16 protein-coding genes are annotated in these 16,117 nt (G+C 42.0%); 8 read left to right on the top strand and 8 right to left on the bottom strand.

Annotated elements, in window-relative coordinates:
* Positions 1 to 295 precede the first annotated feature (295 nt).
* A complete protein-coding gene (locus CLV25_RS15635; protein ID WP_131840608.1) occupies positions 296 to 916 on the top strand; it encodes a hypothetical protein in 621 nt (206 codons plus the stop codon).
* Positions 891 to 1,445 (top strand): hypothetical protein, encoded by a 555-nt coding sequence (locus CLV25_RS15640; protein WP_131840609.1) that lies wholly within the window; start codon positions 891 to 893, stop codon positions 1,443 to 1,445. Before CLV25_RS15635 ends, CLV25_RS15640 begins: the two co-directional genes overlap by 26 nt.
* A gap of 664 nt (positions 1,446 to 2,109) precedes the next feature.
* Here the strand turns inward: CLV25_RS15640 and CLV25_RS15645 are convergent.
* Together CLV25_RS15645 and CLV25_RS15650 are read right to left on the bottom strand one after the other, a co-directional pair.
* Complete coding sequence (locus tag CLV25_RS15645) at positions 2,110 to 2,367, bottom strand: hypothetical protein (protein ID WP_131840610.1); 258 nt, start codon at positions 2,365 to 2,367, stop codon at positions 2,110 to 2,112.
* 925 nt (positions 2,368 to 3,292) lie between these two features.
* On the bottom strand, positions 3,293 to 3,487 hold the full coding sequence (locus CLV25_RS15650) for a hypothetical protein (protein ID WP_131840611.1): 195 nt from the start codon (positions 3,485 to 3,487) through the stop codon (positions 3,293 to 3,295).
* Between the two features lie 206 nt (positions 3,488 to 3,693).
* Between CLV25_RS15650 and CLV25_RS15655 the strand changes: the two genes are divergently transcribed.
* The 3 genes from CLV25_RS15655 to CLV25_RS15665 are packed head-to-tail and all read left to right on the top strand — an operon-like array spanning position 3,694 to position 4,947.
* Entirely contained in the window at positions 3,694 to 4,470 is a 777-nt protein-coding gene (locus CLV25_RS15655; protein ID WP_131840612.1) for a hypothetical protein, read from the top strand.
* 11 nt (positions 4,471 to 4,481) lie between these two features.
* On the top strand, positions 4,482 to 4,739 hold the full coding sequence (locus CLV25_RS15660) for a hypothetical protein (RefSeq protein WP_131840613.1): 258 nt from the start codon (positions 4,482 to 4,484) through the stop codon (positions 4,737 to 4,739).
* Positions 4,726 to 4,947, top strand: coding sequence for a hypothetical protein (locus tag CLV25_RS15665; RefSeq protein WP_207895715.1), 222 nt, complete (start codon positions 4,726 to 4,728; stop codon positions 4,945 to 4,947). The genes CLV25_RS15660 and CLV25_RS15665 overlap by 14 nt, the downstream gene beginning before the upstream one ends.
* Before the next feature lie 1,144 nt (positions 4,948 to 6,091).
* On the opposite strand, the gene CLV25_RS15670 is transcribed toward CLV25_RS15665, so the two are convergent.
* From CLV25_RS15670 to CLV25_RS15690, 5 genes are all read right to left on the bottom strand, one after another.
* Positions 6,092 to 7,006, bottom strand: coding sequence for an IS3 family transposase (locus CLV25_RS15670; RefSeq protein ID WP_131840614.1), 915 nt, complete (start codon positions 7,004 to 7,006; stop codon positions 6,092 to 6,094).
* Between the two features lie 5 nt (positions 7,007 to 7,011).
* The gene (locus CLV25_RS15675; protein ID WP_131840615.1) at positions 7,012 to 7,401 is read right to left on the bottom strand and encodes a transposase; all 390 of its coding nucleotides are present in this window, start codon (positions 7,399 to 7,401) and stop codon (positions 7,012 to 7,014) included.
* 455 nt (positions 7,402 to 7,856) lie between these two features.
* Positions 7,857 to 8,234 (bottom strand): hypothetical protein, encoded by a 378-nt coding sequence (locus CLV25_RS15680; protein WP_207895716.1) that lies wholly within the window; start codon positions 8,232 to 8,234, stop codon positions 7,857 to 7,859.
* Between the two features lie 34 nt (positions 8,235 to 8,268).
* Complete coding sequence (locus CLV25_RS15685; RefSeq protein ID WP_131840617.1) at positions 8,269 to 9,177, bottom strand: helix-turn-helix transcriptional regulator; 909 nt, start codon at positions 9,175 to 9,177, stop codon at positions 8,269 to 8,271.
* Between the two features lie 113 nt (positions 9,178 to 9,290).
* Complete coding sequence (locus CLV25_RS15690; RefSeq protein WP_207895718.1) at positions 9,291 to 9,767, bottom strand: 3'-5' exonuclease; 477 nt, start codon at positions 9,765 to 9,767, stop codon at positions 9,291 to 9,293.
* Positions 9,768 to 10,243: 476 nt separating this feature from the next.
* On the opposite strand from CLV25_RS15690, the gene CLV25_RS15700 reads away from it, so the two are divergent.
* Positions 10,244 to 11,059, top strand: a complete 816-nt coding sequence (locus tag CLV25_RS15700; protein WP_131840619.1) for a hypothetical protein — start codon at positions 10,244 to 10,246, stop codon at positions 11,057 to 11,059.
* A 193-nt stretch (positions 11,060 to 11,252) separates the two neighbouring features.
* Here CLV25_RS15700 and CLV25_RS15990 read toward each other — a convergent pair whose 3' ends face one another.
* Positions 11,253 to 11,396 carry a hypothetical protein gene (locus CLV25_RS15990; protein WP_165877114.1) on the bottom strand — a complete coding sequence of 48 codons (144 nt, stop codon included), beginning with the start codon at positions 11,394 to 11,396 and terminating at the stop codon, positions 11,253 to 11,255.
* Between the two features lie 97 nt (positions 11,397 to 11,493).
* Here CLV25_RS15990 and CLV25_RS15705 point away from each other — a divergent pair, with 97 nt between their 5' ends.
* Entirely contained in the window at positions 11,494 to 13,371 is a 1,878-nt protein-coding gene (locus CLV25_RS15705) for a DUF262 domain-containing protein (protein WP_131840620.1), read from the top strand.
* The gene (locus CLV25_RS15710; RefSeq protein ID WP_131840621.1) at positions 13,358 to 15,958 is read left to right on the top strand and encodes a DUF262 domain-containing protein; all 2,601 of its coding nucleotides are present in this window, start codon (positions 13,358 to 13,360) and stop codon (positions 15,956 to 15,958) included. Before CLV25_RS15705 ends, CLV25_RS15710 begins: the two co-directional genes overlap by 14 nt.
* Positions 15,959 to 16,117: the final 159 nt, after the last annotated feature.

Consider the following 16,117-nt stretch of genomic DNA (forward strand, 5'->3'; position numbering starts at 1 on the left):
TATTCTCCAGATTTTATCCGCGAAAAGTTGGATTACTTGCACGATAATCCCGTACGTGCAGGCTTAGTTACTAAACCCGAAGATTACCTATATTCAAGCGCTCGCAGCTACGCTGGATTGGATGGCGTTTTGGATGTGGTACAAATAGACTTACCGTGGATAACCTACTAATTGCGGTCTGCAGACCGCTACTTAGCAAAGTCGAAGTTACAAACTTCGCCTAGCCTCGAGCGCTGATGTAAACTACGGCGAACGGGGGGAAACAGCACCACTCATAAAAGCGCAGCCACCACGGTTGCGCTTTATTTTTTGCTACTTTTGGTTGCACTCAGCAGACCGCTACTTAGCAAAGTCGAAGTTACAAACTTCGCCTAGCCTCGAGCGTTTTGGCAGACTACGGCGAGCAGGTGATTTTGATTTTATCAAACCAGAGGGTAGCCGGCCTGTGATTTCAATGCCTGCATTTGCTCTAGTTTATCTACTCAACAACGAACAGGATAAACTTAAAGTTGATGTTGTAAACTTTATAGCTAATGCTTATACAGCCTACACCTGTCTTGGTGGACTTGCATTACTCAAAGATGCCAAAGCAATACAGAAAGTTACAATTTTGCTAAAATTTTTCAAAGAAAGTGCATGTGCTGTTTTAGACCAGAAAAAAATTAAGAAAAAGTTAGAAAAGAAATATCCAGATTTAATGCGTAATTTCGAAATTATCAAAGGCGTAGAGTTAACAGCATCAACCGTTTTTTCAATAACCAATGCTGAGTGGTTTACTTCGATATACAACACTTGGAATGTAATTGCGCGAGATAAAGAAATCGCAACTGAACTTGGTGATGATAATATTAAAAAAATAACTAGTTCACTTAATAACTTAAAAGCATTTTATGGAGATGACAACACTGTTTACTAGTAAAATCAAGAAGTTACTAGTAAAGTTAGCACCTTTGGCTTTTGTAATTTCTATCGGCTGCTTTATTGCTTCCTTCTTTTTTCTTCCAACAGAATTTTATGAACTAGAAAAAGGAACTGCATACGTTAAAAACATAGAGAAGACCGTTGAATTTGTCAAGGGAAGGACATGGGGAGGAGGAAGTAGAGGAATAGATACTTACTACATACTAATAGGGGATAGTACTTATAACATCCGTGTTTACACATACGAAACTGAAAAAATAGATTCTTTTGGCATAAACAACATCATTGGGCATCCCGTTAAGTATGAATACCATCAAGGGGGCGACTTTACTAATAATTTGGTTCTCTTATCGGTCAATGGCAAATCTGTAATAACAGCCGAAACAGATTGGGAATCTTATTTAGCGCTAATATTTATATTTTTAGTAACAGGTGCATGGGGTATTTGGGGTCTAATAATAGAATTAAAGAAGGAGGGGTATTTTAAAGACACAAAAGGAGCACCGCGTATTTTTAAAAAATAGCACACGTTCGCCAATCGGCTTTGTTCAGTTAAGCAGAGGCTACCATCAGCGTACGTTCGGCGGTCGGCTTCGCCGCCGTCGGGCTATGTTTGGCAGGCTTTGCCTGATTGGTAGGGAGAGGGTTGGTAAACGGGGCGATCTTACACCGCCATTAAACGCCAAACCCGCAAAAACATACACCAGCGCAGCCACCACCACGGCTGCGCTTTGCTTTTTTGCTAGTTTGGGTTGCAGTAGTAGGTGACGCTACATGGCAATAGCCTTGCGCATTTAGTAGATTACAGCGAGGGTATGGCAACAGGGTACGTTCCAAAAAGCCTGTCATCTCGGGCGGTAGTTCTGGGATCTCCTTAGGAATAGTAGTAATACTATTCTTGAGCTGTTAAGTCAACTTTTTGGCCTGCGCCAAACGGATTCAGGCTACCAAGTCAACTTTTTTGCTCGCAAATTTCGTTTTTAGGCTTCCTCGCTGACTTTTTTGCCTGCGCCAAATGAAGATTATTAGCGACAAACCTGTCAGGTTTTAAAAACCTGACAGGTTTCAGGCTTCCAACTCAACTTATTTGCCACAAAATTTTTTTTTCAGTCTTCCAAGTTGACTTTTTTGTCCCAAAAATTATTTTTCGAGTCTCCAAGTTGACTTTTTTTGTGCAAAAATTTTTTTTCAGCCTTCCAAGTTGACTTTTTTGCCACAAAAATTTTTTTTCAGCCTTCCAAGTCGACTTTTTTGGTGCAAAATATTTTTTTCAGCCTTCCAAGTTGACTTTTTTGTCCCAAAAATTATTTTTCGAGCATCCAAGTCGACTTTTTTGCCACAAAAAATTTTTTTCAGCCTTCCAAGTCGACTTTTTTGGTGCAAAATATTTTTTTCAGCCTTCCAAGTTGACTTTTTTGTCCCAAAAATTATTTTTCGAGCTTCCAAGTTGACTTTTTTTGTGCAAAATTTTTTTTTCAGTCTTCCAAGTTGACTTTTTTGTCCCAAAAATTATTTTTCGAGTCTCCAAGTTGACTTTTTTTGTGCAAAAATTTTTTTTCAGCCTTCCAAGTTGACTTTTTTGTCCCAAAAATTATTTTTCGAGTCTCCAAGTCGACTTTTTTGCCACAAAAATTTTTTTTCAGCCTTCCAAGTCGACTTTTTTGGTGCAAAATATTTTTTTCAGCCTTCCAAGTTGACTTTTTTGTCCCAAAAATTATTTTTCAAGCTTCCAAGTCGACTTTTTTTAGCTGCGCCGAGCGGATTTAGGCTTCCAACTCGACTTTTGGGTTACAAAATATTTTTCTTGAGCTGCCAAGCTGACTTGACAGAGTTGGCAGTAGTTTATTTCAAACGTACGAGGCTCGTCATCGTCTGCGACTATGACGAAAGAATGGAAATCTAGCAAAACCATACCATGGCTGCGCTCTATTTTCTGCTTCTTTTGATTATAGCCTGTAGCTCGTTATTTAGCGAAGGCGAAATCACAGTCTTTGCCTAACGTTTTGCGCTGATGCAGCCTAGGGCGTACAGAAGAAAAGGAACAGTGCTAAACATCAGGAGATCCTGGCCTTTACCGGGATGACAAACATCTAACAATCCTTACGTCCTAACCTGACGACTATGAGGCTCTCCCTTTAGATTTGCATACAGAGTAGGGTTGGCGAGGCATGTAGCCATAAAACAAAAAGCGGTTGCCTTTTTCGGACAACCGCATTTTTGCTTGGCGGAGAGGGAGGGATTCGAACTCGATTTGTAAAAGGTTGAAGGTTAGTGCTCAATTGAGGCTTATTTTGGGTGACGCACCGATTTTGAGGCTTGAATTTTGGGATTTTTTGGTGGTACAGTTCCCTTGTTTTCGGTTAAAGTTAACCTACTTGAGATAGGGCTCAATTGCGTCCTCGGGAATTCCGGTAAAGGAGGCAAACTCGTGAACGGTGATAAACTGGTGCTCGTCTTTCTGGTATGCTCTGCGGATTTTGCTGAGCAGCATCCGCCCATAACGCTCGCTCTTGCCCGTTATGAGCTGGATGTCCTTGGGGTAAATGACTACGCGTGCCTGCTTCATTTTAGCCTATGCTTTATGTCGGTTTGATGTATGGTGCATCTCTGGCTTATCCTTAGAGTTGCCTAACCCAAAGGTACAAAAAAACGGGCTACCCGATTCGGCAGGATGGGTGAAAATGCGGCGATAACGACCAGTATCGGAAGCGGTTAGTTTTATTATTGGCTGGCGGGTTGTAGCTTGCCCCTGTTCACCAAAATTTTTAGGTTATGGCAAAACAGGAAGGACTAATTAAGCTGAAGGGAACGGTCGGAGACCTCTCCTTCTACAAGACCAAGGATGGGCATCTTGCCCGCATGAAGGGTGGTGTGGATGCGGCTCGCATCAAGAGCGACCCGGCGTTTGAGCGTACGCGCGAGAACGGTGCGGAGTTTGGGCGTTCCGGCAAGGCTGGCAAGCTGCTGAGGGATGCGCTGCGCAACTTCATCAGGAACGGCTCTGACAGCCGTATGACCAGCCGCCTAACGGGCGAGATGATGAGGGTGGTTAAGGCCGACGCCACGAGTACGCGAGGTCAGCGCAACGTGCTGGATGGCGAGCTGGAGCTGCTGGAGGGATTTGAGTTCAACAGCAACGCCAAGCTGGGTACGTGCTACTTCAGGAAGGTGGCCTCAACGATTGACCGCGTCGAGGGCAAGGCCGCCGTAAACTTTGGGGTGATTACGCCCAATGCCGACTTCGGGGCACCCGATGGGGCTACGCACGTGAAGCTAACCTCCGGCGTTGCCAAGGTAGACTTTGAGGCGGGCACCTTTGAGGTAAGCGAAGCTCAGCCCTACCAGGTTAGCTTGGCAGCTGCAGAGCCCACCAAGGAGGCGGTAGCGCTGAGCAGCACGTTTACCAAGGCGGAGACTAAGCCGCTGTTTCTGGTACTTGGCGTGGAGTTCTACCAGCAGGTCAACGGCGAGCTCTACTCGCTGAAGAACGGGCAGTACAACTCGGTATCGCTGGTTAAGGTGTCTGGCCTAGCGCAGCCTCAACCCTAATCCTACAGGAGATGGAGAATTCGGCACCCTACTTCTACGCCCTGATCTCGGTGCTGCTGGCCGTTGTAGCCTACTTCCTAAGACAGCTGCTAGCTGACTTTAAGCGAGTTGAAAAAGACGTGACGGAGGTAAAGGCGACCATGGCGCTGATTAAGGCTGAGTTCAAGGGGATTAACGAGCTGATGAACCAGCGAATTGAGTTCCTAGAGCGCCGGATTCACCACCTCGAAACAATCATCTTTAAAACCAACGAGCATGAAGGGAAATGAGATGAGCCTGGCCAAACGTGCAGCGGCTCCCACCCCCAAGTTTTTTAGAAGAGTTCGTACCATCGGGCTCTGCCTAGCCGCCGTGGGCGGTGCGATTATCGCCAGCCCGATTGCGCTACCGGCAGCGCTGGTTGCCGTTGCGGGCTACATCACCCTAGCGGGTGGCGTTATGACGGCGGTAGCCCAGGTTTCGGTTGATGGCGAGTAGCACACCAGCGATTTAGCCGCAGTAGCGGCAATCCGTAAAACCTTTTAGAGAGGATTTCCACGAATGGGAGTCCTCTTTTTTTGTGTGTTAAGGGAAACCTCAACAACGAATTAAATCTGTACGGTTGATAGCCTGAGCAGAGGTAGCCCTCTTCAACCGATAGCGACCAGCCAAGGACGTGGAGCGCTGGGTCAAGGTTTTTTCGGAAAATACTACCCGAGCCAGAGGCCCGAAGGCGAGGGTGGAGATTTTACGAAAAACCCGCAGGGCTTGACCTTGACGCCTAGGCGCGGAACGGCTTACATTTCGTATCGGATGGGGAGGGCGGGAATTATAGACGATAGATTTTAGATTCTAGACATTAGATTTTAGAAGTTAAACGGGAATATACTGAAGTTAAGCGGGAGTTAGACGGAAGGGATATGATAAGATGAAAAATGAAAGGATGGAAAATGAAAAATGAAGATTTGGAGGAACTACCCTATATGGAATGCAAATTGCTTAAAAGGAGCTCTTTTTATGGGGTGAACAAAGGGCGGTTTTGGAGGGGGTAGCCGATGGTGTCGAGGGTGCTGGGGGAAAAGGGCAAGGGTGGTGAGGGATGAGCAGATGTGAGGCGCGGAACAGGGTGGCGCCTGCGGAGAGAGGAACGAGCGGAGCAACGACAACCGGGTGGAGCAACGAACAGCGGCAAGGCCCGAGCCACTTTTGCCGTGGGGTGCCGAGGTGGCGGACAAAAGGCAGCGAAGCAGCACCGACCGCCGCGACAGGCTTGCGCGGAAAGAGCAAAGTTTGGAGCCAGGGAGAAGCGAATGAGCGAACGTTGGCTGCTACCGCAGGCACATGATAGATGCACTGCCTGTCTCGTCCTAAAAAAAGTTGACAGTTTTACGATAAAGAATGCCGTTAAGCATTCCGATTACTTTACTACGATTGGCTGGGCTTTGCCCCACCTCACTTTTCCCTCAGCGGAGGGTTTACACCTGCCCGATAGGCTGCTGCGTTAGCCCGTCAAGGGCGGTGAGGAACGAGCCGCTTGCTTTACCCTTGACGGGCTAAAAGCGGTAGCCTTCCTTTGCGGGTGTAAGGACTCCTGCTCGGTTCCTCCGAGCTCAGCGCCTCGAACTGCTGGCGTAAAGGTAGCTCATTGCAGGGTTTGATCAACCTTCTGCTCCTGCTTCTCCTTGCGGTAGTAGCTCTTCCAGCGTCGCTCTAGCAGGCCAGCCTGCTGGTGAGCGGCCTCAGGCGTTAGCATGCCCAAGCTCAGGTGCGGTCGCTTGGTGTTGTACACGCCAACAATCCGGGCAACCGCCTTCTTCGCTGCGACCAGCGTTGGGAGGGACATCGAGTAGAGCCACTCCGTCTTCAGGATGCCATTCACCCGCTCGGCGATGGCGTTCTCGTAGGGATCGCCATTCTCCGTCATGCTGATACGAATACCGCTCCGGGTTAGGCGCTTGACGTACCGCTTGCAGCAGTACTGCACACCCCTGTCCGAGTGGTGGATGATCTCCTTCACGCTGGCCGGCAGCTGGGCGATGGCCATGTTGAGCGCCGCCAGCGCGTGAACGGCCTCCAGGCTGTCGGCCAGCTGCCAGCCCACGATCTTGCGGGAGTAGGCATCGGTAACCAGGAACAGGTAGGCAAAGCCCTCACCCGTTCTGACGTAGGTGATGTCGCTCACCCACAGGTGGTGCGGCCGCGCTACCTCCAGCTCCCGGATCAGGTTGGGGTACTTGTGCAGCCAGTGGCTCGAATCCGTGGTGCAGGTGTGGCTCCTGAGCCTGCGCACCAGCAGCTTCTCCCGGCGCAGCAGGTCGAAGAAGGCGTCACGCCCCACCTGTAGCGCTGGCTCCAGCTGCGGGTTGACCAGCTCCAGCAGCTTTCGGCCGCCGATACGCGGCTGATCCGCGCGGATCTCCGCCACCAGCGCCAGCAGCAACTCCTGGTGAGCCGCCTCGCGGTACACCTGCCGCTGCCGCTGGTAGTAGGCCTGTCGGGTAACGCCAAACAGCCCGCAGAGCTCGCCAATGCTGGCGGTAGGCGCTGCGTCGGCCATCTCGTCTACTGTTTGGCTCCAGGTTTTTTTCGCACTGGAATCTTCAGCTCCCGCTCGGCGATGTCGATCATCGTGTTCAGCACCTGTACGTGCAGCTGCTCGTGCGCCAGCGCCTGAAGCAGGCGCTCGTTCTCCGCCTTCAGGCGCGCGATCTCTTCCGACTCCGAACCGGCAGCGGTGACGTGCTGCGGCTTTTGCTTGCTCATGGGACTTTCGTTGGTGTACGCAAATTTACGCATCCAATTTAATATGGCAGACTTTCCCTTGATGCCGTACTTGGCCTTAAGCTGGTCTTTCGGCGTTCCGTACTCCAGATGCTCCCGAACGACCATCCGCTTAAACTCGTCCGAGTAGAAGCTTACTTCAACCCGGTTCGTCCTACTATTAGCTGACATAGGCTACTTTTTTGTGTCAACCTATATTAGGACAAGACAGCCCTACTCACCCCCTTCCAAAACCGCACCGCTGAAAGGGTGGCGGGGAATGCTGTGGCATTTGTATTTTGGGGTGGTGGGCGGGCGAGGGGCTGTTTGGGGGCTATTTTGCATAATGTGATTATAGGACAAAGGCGCAGCCCGGAGCGGAGCGGAGCCCCTTGGGGGTTGTACTATAATATCACGTTATGTTAAAATAGCTTACGTTGGCGGAAGCCTGGCATGAGCAGCAGGGGCCGGGGGAAAGCTGCGCCTTTTTGCTCGGCAACCGTAGCGGAGGGGTGCTGGGATGGCTGTAGGAACGGAAGCCATTGGAGCACCCTGTAGCGAAGGGCGCCGAATGCAAAAAGCATGACAGGCTGTAGACAACGGCCCCAAACAGACCCGGGGGATTCTAGTGCTTATATAAGTGATTTTTAAATCATTTTTTCGAAGAGACCCTTTAGAACCTCATCGTTTTTTGTTAAACCGAAGTAGAAGAAAACGAACTGCTGCTTGCTGATAGAAAATGTAGAACTGGTTAGTTGAAGCCTATCTCTTAGGGCAATGTACTTTAGGCATTCGCGTTCTAGTTCTCGCTGGTTGGCAGCCCACTCGAAGTTTAGCGCTTCCACCGCTTGACTTTTTTCGGATCTCGTTTTAGCGAGGAGCTCCTCGTTGTGCCGCTTGAAGTCTACGAGCATCAGCTGAAGGTGAAAATTCTTTTTTAGGGTATGCATCAAGTTAAGCGGCTCCATTAAATCGTTAATAGGCTCAGAAAGGAAGTTGTTAAGGCTATCTAAAGTTTCAGTCATTGATTTTACTGCCATGATTCTACTCCATTATTATTTAGGATTCGGTTTTGTACTGCTTAAGAGCGTTCCTGTATGTTTGCTTAATATCATCAATAAAACTTTGAGGTTTAACCACCCTTACATTGTCGCCATACGAGAGTATTTCCATCTTGAAGTCGAAGGTGATGTAGATCTGCAGCTTTATAACCAGCTCCTCTTCGTTATCTACAAGCACCTCTTGAGAGTGATGCAGCGGAAGAGTTTTAATGTACTTGCCCTGATGGGCATCGAAGGAAAGGATGACCTCTTCGGGCTGATGCCCATCTGGGCTAATAATGCCAAAACAACTTTGGTAGTGCTGATTGATATTAAAATTGGATGGATAGGAGAATTCTTCGTTAGCAACTTCGAAATCGGTGAGCCTATCGAGGGCAAAGCTTTTAATACGATTATCGCCCCTGTCCTTGGCAAGGATGTACCATCGGTTTTTAAACTCCTTAAGCGCGTAGGGTTCTACGCAGCGATTTGTAGGCGAATCATCCCAAAACTTCTGATAGCCAAACTTAATCAACTTAGCGTTGGTTATTGCATGAAGAATACCGTAAAGGTTTTCGGTGCCCTGTGGCCTTCTATCCTCGAAATGGATATGGTTGGACAACTGTTCGGCTAGGTTAAGAGCGTTGAAGATATCGTAGGCTTCGAGCATCCTTTGGTTAAGAACAGAATCGTTGTCGCTGATTATGCGATAACCTTTGACATGCGGATCATACTCGATTTCTATCTTGTAAACCTTACTGATAAGCTTACAGTCGCGCTGAAAAGTGCGAAGGGATATGTGATAATCGGAGGACTCGTAGCAGGCTACACTTCCCAAATAATCGCGGATTTCTTCGAATGAGGCATAATTGGAACGGAGCCTTTTTACGATAAGGTATATACGGCCAATTGAATCTTCTCGTGCCATGGTATAATTCTATTTTTTCTCAAAGATATACGGCTGGTGCGACAAAATATGTCGCACTAAAAAAAGAATGAACAAAAAAAAACACGCACTACAGAAATCGCAAACATATCCATCTATCTGTTAAGATGAAGTAAAAACAGCTTTGCGCATGCGCGAGCATCGGAAAGAGCATCGTGATGGTTAAGCGGAATGTTGTGACTATGACAGAGAGCCGCGAGGTTTGAACGAAAAATTTTGTAGGTGCAGTACTTTTTGTAGTCGGGTTCGGGCATATCGTAGTATGCCAACGTTTCGCGAAGAACAGGAAAATCGAAAGCAAAACCGTTGTGCGCCACAACCACCTGATTTTCGATGTATGGTTTTATCTGATGCCATATTTGATCGAAGGTTGGAGCGTTGGCTGTATCTTCGGGGGATATGCCATGAATATCGGTAAACCTACCCCAAAAGTAGTTTTGGGGAGGTTTAACAAGTAGGGATAATTCATTTGTGACCATACCATTTTGAACACAAACAAGTCCAACTTGGCAGATGCTCCAACGCTTACCTTGTGCAGTCTCAAAATCGATTGCTGTAAAAGAGCGAATCATAAGCTACAATGCAGGTTCGTGACGGCCCTTACCGGGACCATTAGGATGCCTATGGCAAGTATTTGCGGTTAGGCTTGAAATTGAAGATGCTTTAGTGCCACAGTACTTACATACGTACTGGCTTTTTTCACTACCCTCGTAAAGAGCATGCTTACCTTTTCCAGAACCAAGAGGATGCCTGTGACAAGAGTTTGAAGTTAATCCTGAAATACTTGATGCTTTTGTACCACAATACTTACAGTAAAAATTTGCCATTTTGTTAGGTCTTAAAATGTTGCCTACTCTAAACAGTTTTCGGCTTCGCTGATTGTACCGCAAATAAAGGAGTAGGGTACGACAAGAGGTGACGTGATAAGATGAAAAAGTAGACAAATCAGTAAAAACTTAAGTAGGCGACATCTTTTGACGTATATGGGAGTTTTATTTGAGAGATTAAAGCCGCTAAAAGTAAATTTAGTACTTACACCAAGATTCTTATGAAATTATTTACGAACGAAGCAAGCAATATTGTCGGACTGGGCGAAATTGGGCATGAAGTTGTAAACCATATTGTGAATAATGTCGAAAGTTTATTTGTGTACAAGTGTGTTATGGAGGATGAGTTAGGCGCAAGAATCTTCCCTCTTGAGGTGAATACTGTTGAGGAACTATCCATGCGTCTAAAACAACATTATGCCAAGAATAGAGAGCAGTTTAACTTTATCATATTGGATGTTGACGATAGCAGCGCAATTGCTCTTTTTGAGGATGTTGCCACAAGGATGATTGATTGTAGCTTAAAATCGAAAACTGTTGCAACCATTGGAGTTGTGCTAAATCGATATGAAAGAGAAATTCCCAAATGCATTTCCGCAAAGGCTAACTTTATCATAGAAGTTTGTCAATCAGATGTCAACCGAAATAACGGTTTGTATAGCGAACTAATGGCTTTACCAATTGGTGTACTCTACAAAGCTTCCTTCGTCATAAGTTGGATATGCATTGATTACTATGATGTACTTTATCACCTTAGAAATGGAGGTACACTAAGAATCGCTTTTGCATATTTAGGTACAATCACCGAAAATCAAATAATGCAACTCAAGCAGATTTATTTTACCAGCAATACAACATTCTCTTATTTTTACTTCGATGAAATGCACACCTTGGATTACATTGGCGAAACCACAGCTAAGTTTTTTAACGATATTCCTGAAAATGAAGAGGACAAACATAATAAAGACATTATGCAGGGAGGTGTCAAATGTCCTCCTGGAATTTACATTTTATACCAACCTGCTATCAATATGTAGAAAATTGCTTTCGTTACTGTTTTTGAAGAAAAATGGTTTGATTTGTAATGATTTTCTTAGCGACAAGAAAAACCAACAAAATAATTTACCGATAGTATAAACCATAAAATTGCATGACAGGCTGGAGCCAACAGTTCCGGGGAATCTTCTTAGTGAATAGGGAGATGGGAGTCGGGAGTAGAAGTGAATTCTGCTAAAAAGGGGTTGATGGCTTAATGAGGTTGGGATTGTTGGCGTTAGGGTTGTTCGGGTTAAATGTGTTTATCTGCCATGCTTGCATGGTGGTTTCTACTATAAAGTATAAGTAAAGTATTGACGTATGGAAATGTAAATACATTAATATTAGTTATTTTTAAAGTAAAAAAAGAGATTGGTGAATAGAATACAATGTGCTGTATTAATGTTGTTTGACAAATATAAACAAACCATAAATCATGTGTGACAATAGAAATAACTTTGAAACACGAACAGTAGAGTCGTTAATTGGGCATAATTTTTTTATTGACGACTATCAACGAGGTTACAAGTGGACTGTTAGGCAAGTCGTAGAATTACTGGACGATATCAACAGTTTTGAGGAGACTTCAAGTACTAGTTTTTACTGTTTACAACCGCTAGTGATAACAGCTGATAAAGAGGAAGAAGGTAAAGGTAAGAAATTATATGGAGATGGAATTAGTGATATTTTTGAAGTAATAGATGGGCAGCAAAGACTTACTACTATTTATTTAATATTAAAATATTTAGGCAATAAGACATATAACGTAAGGTATCAAACGAGATCGGAAAGTGTTGATTATCTTAATAATATATTTGGAATTATAAGCAATTGTAAAATTGAAGGGAATTTAAATTTAGACACTACTGAAAAAAGCATAGATAATTTCATAAAAAACGTTAATGAAAAATGGGAAGAATTTATTAAGACAAGAAATGAACTAGATAAGATAGATAACTACCATTTCTTTATGGCAGCGTTAACCATTGTTGATTGGTTTACAGGTCTAAAAAAAGAAGAAGAAACCTGTAAGGAAAAACTTATAGAATCCTTCAAAATAAAACTTTTAACTAGAACCCGATTTATTTGGTACGAAGAGGTAAATAAAAACGCTAAAGTAGTGTTTAGGGATATCAATAGCGGTAAAATAGATTTAACTAACTCCGAGCGGATAAAAGCACTATTTATCAATGGTATAAGTGACAATAACAAAGAAATACGATCACTAAAACAAAATGAACTAGCAAATGAGTGGAACCAAATTGAGGTAATGCTTAAAGACGATAATTTTTGGTATTTTATAAACAACGACAATGATAAAAATCAATATCAAACACGAATAGACTACATATTTGAACTATTAAATAACTCACAAAATAAGGACAAGCTCTATACTTATAGGATTTACAATGAAAAAAGCAAAAACAAAGAACTAGACTGGAGCGAGATAAAGAAATTTGCACAAACTCTAAAGGAGTGGTACCTAGATAATGATATGTATAATCTTATAGGGTTTATTATTGCACGAAAATTTTCTAACATTAAGGAAATTATAAAAGAGAGTAAGGGTTGTAGGAAATCGGAGTTTAAAGATAAATTGGTGAAAATTATAAGGAATAAATTTAGCAATGATTCGTACTCTATTGATGAACTATCATACGAAAAGAATCTTTATGATAAAACACTTTCAGTACTCCTTCTGTTCAATATTGAAACCTACCGAAAATCGGAACCCAACTTCAGATTTCCGTTTGCCTACTACAAAAGTACAGACTGGAGTTTAGAACATATTCATGCACAAAAGGCCAATGATTTAAAAACAAAAAAAGAAATATTATCATGGCTCATCGATTTAGAAGCGTTAATTAAGGACAAGAAAGATGAGAATAAGGATGTTGAAGTAAATTTTATTAAAAACAAAAGTGAAATTACAGATGGACTAAACACACTATCAGATAATGAAGAAGTCAAGGATTTTAAAATAAAAGCAATAATTGCTTCACTGGAAGAAGAGACTAGTATCTATTTACAAAAAGATAGCATTAGAAATCTAGCTCTATTAGATGGAAAAACAAACACCAAGATAGGAAACAATACGTTTAAAGATAAACGCAATACTATTCTTAAAATTGACAGAAAAGAAGATGTAGAGTATACGAATTTATTTATCCCAATTTGTACAAGAAATGCCTTTATGAAATACTACTCGGGAGCTAATGTACAATTTGAACTATGGGGATTTGATGACCGAAAACTATATCTTGAGAATATAAAAAGCACATTACAAAACTACTACAAAGATGGAAACAACTAAATCAAGCAATAAATATACCTTTTGGAGTCTTATAGGTGAGCATAGAATTGAAATACCCGTAATACAACGTGATTATGCACAAGGTAGAGATAACTCAAAGGTTAATGATATTCGAGAAACCTTTGTGGCACAACTAAGGAATACAGTAGTTAATGGTGAATTGCTGCATCTTAATTTTGTGTATGGTAAAATTAGAGGCATTTTAAATGAGAAAAGGTTTAAAGATAATACTGCAGCAGTTTATAGTATGCTTGATTCGGTAAAAATATACGCCAAGAATCTGGAGTTAGATTTAAGGATTGAAATAACCGAAGAAAAAATAGACGAAGAAAAAAGCACAAAAACATCTTTTCTACCACTCGATGGGCAGCAAAGGCTTACAACTCTATACTTACTGCATTGGTATATTCTTGCACGTCTCGGTAAATATGATGAAATAGGGAAACTAAATAAGTTTAGTTATCAAGTACGACCAAGTTCTAAAGATTTTTGCAAAGAACTTGTGAATGTTATAAAAAATAAGATTACGAATTTTGACTTTACAGGGATTATATCTGAACAAATAAAAGACTCTAATTGGTTTTACACAACTTGGAGTAACGATCCTACTGTAGAGGCTATGCTCAATATGATAGATGAAATTCATAAGCAATTTAAAGATTTAGATATAGAGAAACTCAAAGAATGTTGGGAAAATCTTTCAGCAAACAATATAGTTAGCTTTGAATTTTTGAATCTCGACGATTATGATCTTACAGATGATTTATACATTAAAATGAATTCGAGAGGTGTACCGTTGACTCCATTTGAAAATTTCAAATCGTATTTATTTGAGCAAATTGAAAAATGGGATAAAGAAAATGATGCTGACAATAGTGAGAACTGTAGTTGTATTTATGTACCACAATGGACGGAAAAATTTGATACAAAATGGACTGATCTCATCTGGGAGAATAAAGATGAAAAAAATTACCTTATTGATGAAGAGTTTATGCGCTTTGTACGTAATATGGCGCAAATTTACATGGTTAGAACTGCTAAATTAACTGATGATTCAGAGGGTAAGCAGAATGATTTGATTATAAGAGAAATGGCTACCATAAAAGGAGATGATGGTGAGTACATTTACAAAAGCAATAAAGCAATATTAGAGAGTATAGTGCCTGATTACTTAGAAAATCGGTACGAATACCTTAATGAGATGTTGCTATTATTAGATAAAATTTCAGATAGTAACAGGTTGATCAATCGCATACTCAACCGAGAAGATAAAACGATTAATTATTTTGGCAAGACGAAAAATGAACCATTTAAAAATTTCATAACAGGTGTGATGTCATACCCTGACAAGGTAAATTTTTATGCAATGGCAAAATACTTACTAAAGATTGAAAATGTAGAAGATGATGCATTCTTTAGTTGGATGAGAGTTGTTAGAAACCTAGTGGAAAATAGTAGAATAGATAATGCCGCAGATTTTAAGAGAGCACTACTAGGTATTGACAACTTGAGCGATGGTATTAATAACATCTTGGACTATATAATTAATAAAGGGGAATTAGAAGGTTTTGACAAAAAGCAGGTTAAAGAAGAGATCGTCAAGGCTAAATATGTTGCTAACAATAGCTGGGAACAATTAATTATACAATTCGAAAACAATGCCTACTTCAAAGGACAGATTGGATTTTTATTTACTATGTCAAAGGAAGAAAAAAGTGAATCGCACGACCTTGAGAAGTTTAGATCTTATGGAATAAAGAGTTGCAATATTTTTGATAAGAAATACAACATAAACTCTAGCAAGCTAGAACAAAATGATAGCGTACTCCTTGAACAAGCTTTGCTTACTCAAGGTAATTATCTACTCAAGGTAGATGGCAGTAATCATAGTTTTATGAAGATGTACTCTACGGGTAAAAGAAATGATTGGAGAAGTGTGTTTTTTCAAGATGGTGATAAACTAACTCTGTACAAGCAACTACTCGATAAATTGGAGGAAACAAAAGAAATTGAGGGCATGCAAGAGTTGGTTAAAAGCACACGTACCTCAGATTGGAGAGACAAATTGCTTCTATATCCCGAACTGATTAGGTTCTGTAGGGAGAGTTTAGTTAGATTCGAAGGTGATAGGGTACTTCTGGTAGGTAGCAGTTCAGCAAGTGGTTACAATGCAGAACTATACTCGTATTCTCTATATTTAGAGCAATTCATCAAGTATAGAGGGAATGAGGAAAATGATATAATGCCTTTATTTACCAGAATAGATTACTGTTATGGACGTGGAACTTCTGAAAAAGCGTTTATCTACCTTGAATATAAAGACCTTAATAAGGTATACTATCAACTTAGAATATGCTTTGAAGCAAGTTTAAAATTATATAGACTTAGTTTGTATAAAGAGATGGATCATGAGCATGTTGATAGGTTGCTAAAGGTTTTTAGAGCAGAAAATGTGCAGCCAGAAGGGAAAGAATATTTTTTGAAGGATGAAGCGAATGGTACTATACTGGCTCATTATACAATAGAGAAGAGCCTTGAATTGAAAGGAAAACTTTTGGCAGAAGTTGATTTAGTAACAGAGGGATAGAATTGAATTTGGATTAACAATCAAACACATAAATGGGCTGTCCAAAAAGAATGGGACAGCCCATTTTTTTGCCTTTTTTATTCACTTTACTATATAAGAACGAATACAAAAATTCAATTTTTCAGAAAATGAGCAGACTTTTTTGTCAGCCTCTTTAAT

This window comes from Acetobacteroides hydrogenigenes (assembly GCF_004340205.1).
GTDB classification, from domain to species: domain Bacteria; phylum Bacteroidota; class Bacteroidia; order Bacteroidales; family ZOR0009; genus Acetobacteroides; species Acetobacteroides hydrogenigenes.

Bases quoted from the DNA above. Each gene is read 5' to 3' on its own strand.
- CLV25_RS15640 (WP_131840609.1), top strand. From the start codon at position 891: ATGGAGATGACAACACTGTTTACTAGTAAAATCAAGAAGTTACTAGTA.
- CLV25_RS15690 (WP_207895718.1), bottom strand. From the start codon at position 9,767: ATGATTCGCTCTTTTACAGCAATCGATTTTGAGACTGCACAAGGTAAG.
- CLV25_RS15710 (WP_131840621.1), top strand. From the start codon at position 13,358: ATGGAAACAACTAAATCAAGCAATAAATATACCTTTTGGAGTCTTATA.
- CLV25_RS15675 (WP_131840615.1), bottom strand. From the start codon at position 7,401: ATGTCAGCTAATAGTAGGACGAACCGGGTTGAAGTAAGCTTCTACTCG.
- CLV25_RS15655 (WP_131840612.1), top strand. From the start codon at position 3,694: ATGGCAAAACAGGAAGGACTAATTAAGCTGAAGGGAACGGTCGGAGAC.
- CLV25_RS15680 (WP_207895716.1), bottom strand. From the start codon at position 8,234: ATGACTGAAACTTTAGATAGCCTTAACAACTTCCTTTCTGAGCCTATT.
- CLV25_RS15700 (WP_131840619.1), top strand. From the start codon at position 10,244: ATGAAATTATTTACGAACGAAGCAAGCAATATTGTCGGACTGGGCGAA.
- CLV25_RS15705 (WP_131840620.1), top strand. From the start codon at position 11,494: ATGTGTGACAATAGAAATAACTTTGAAACACGAACAGTAGAGTCGTTA.
- CLV25_RS15685 (WP_131840617.1), bottom strand. From the start codon at position 9,177: ATGGCACGAGAAGATTCAATTGGCCGTATATACCTTATCGTAAAAAGG.
- CLV25_RS15670 (WP_131840614.1), bottom strand. From the start codon at position 7,006: ATGGCCGACGCAGCGCCTACCGCCAGCATTGGCGAGCTCTGCGGGCTG.
- CLV25_RS15665 (WP_207895715.1), top strand. From the start codon at position 4,726: ATGAAGGGAAATGAGATGAGCCTGGCCAAACGTGCAGCGGCTCCCACC.
- CLV25_RS15660 (WP_131840613.1), top strand. From the start codon at position 4,482: ATGGAGAATTCGGCACCCTACTTCTACGCCCTGATCTCGGTGCTGCTG.
- CLV25_RS15650 (WP_131840611.1), bottom strand. From the start codon at position 3,487: ATGAAGCAGGCACGCGTAGTCATTTACCCCAAGGACATCCAGCTCATA.
- CLV25_RS15990 (WP_165877114.1), bottom strand. From the start codon at position 11,396: ATGTATTTACATTTCCATACGTCAATACTTTACTTATACTTTATAGTA.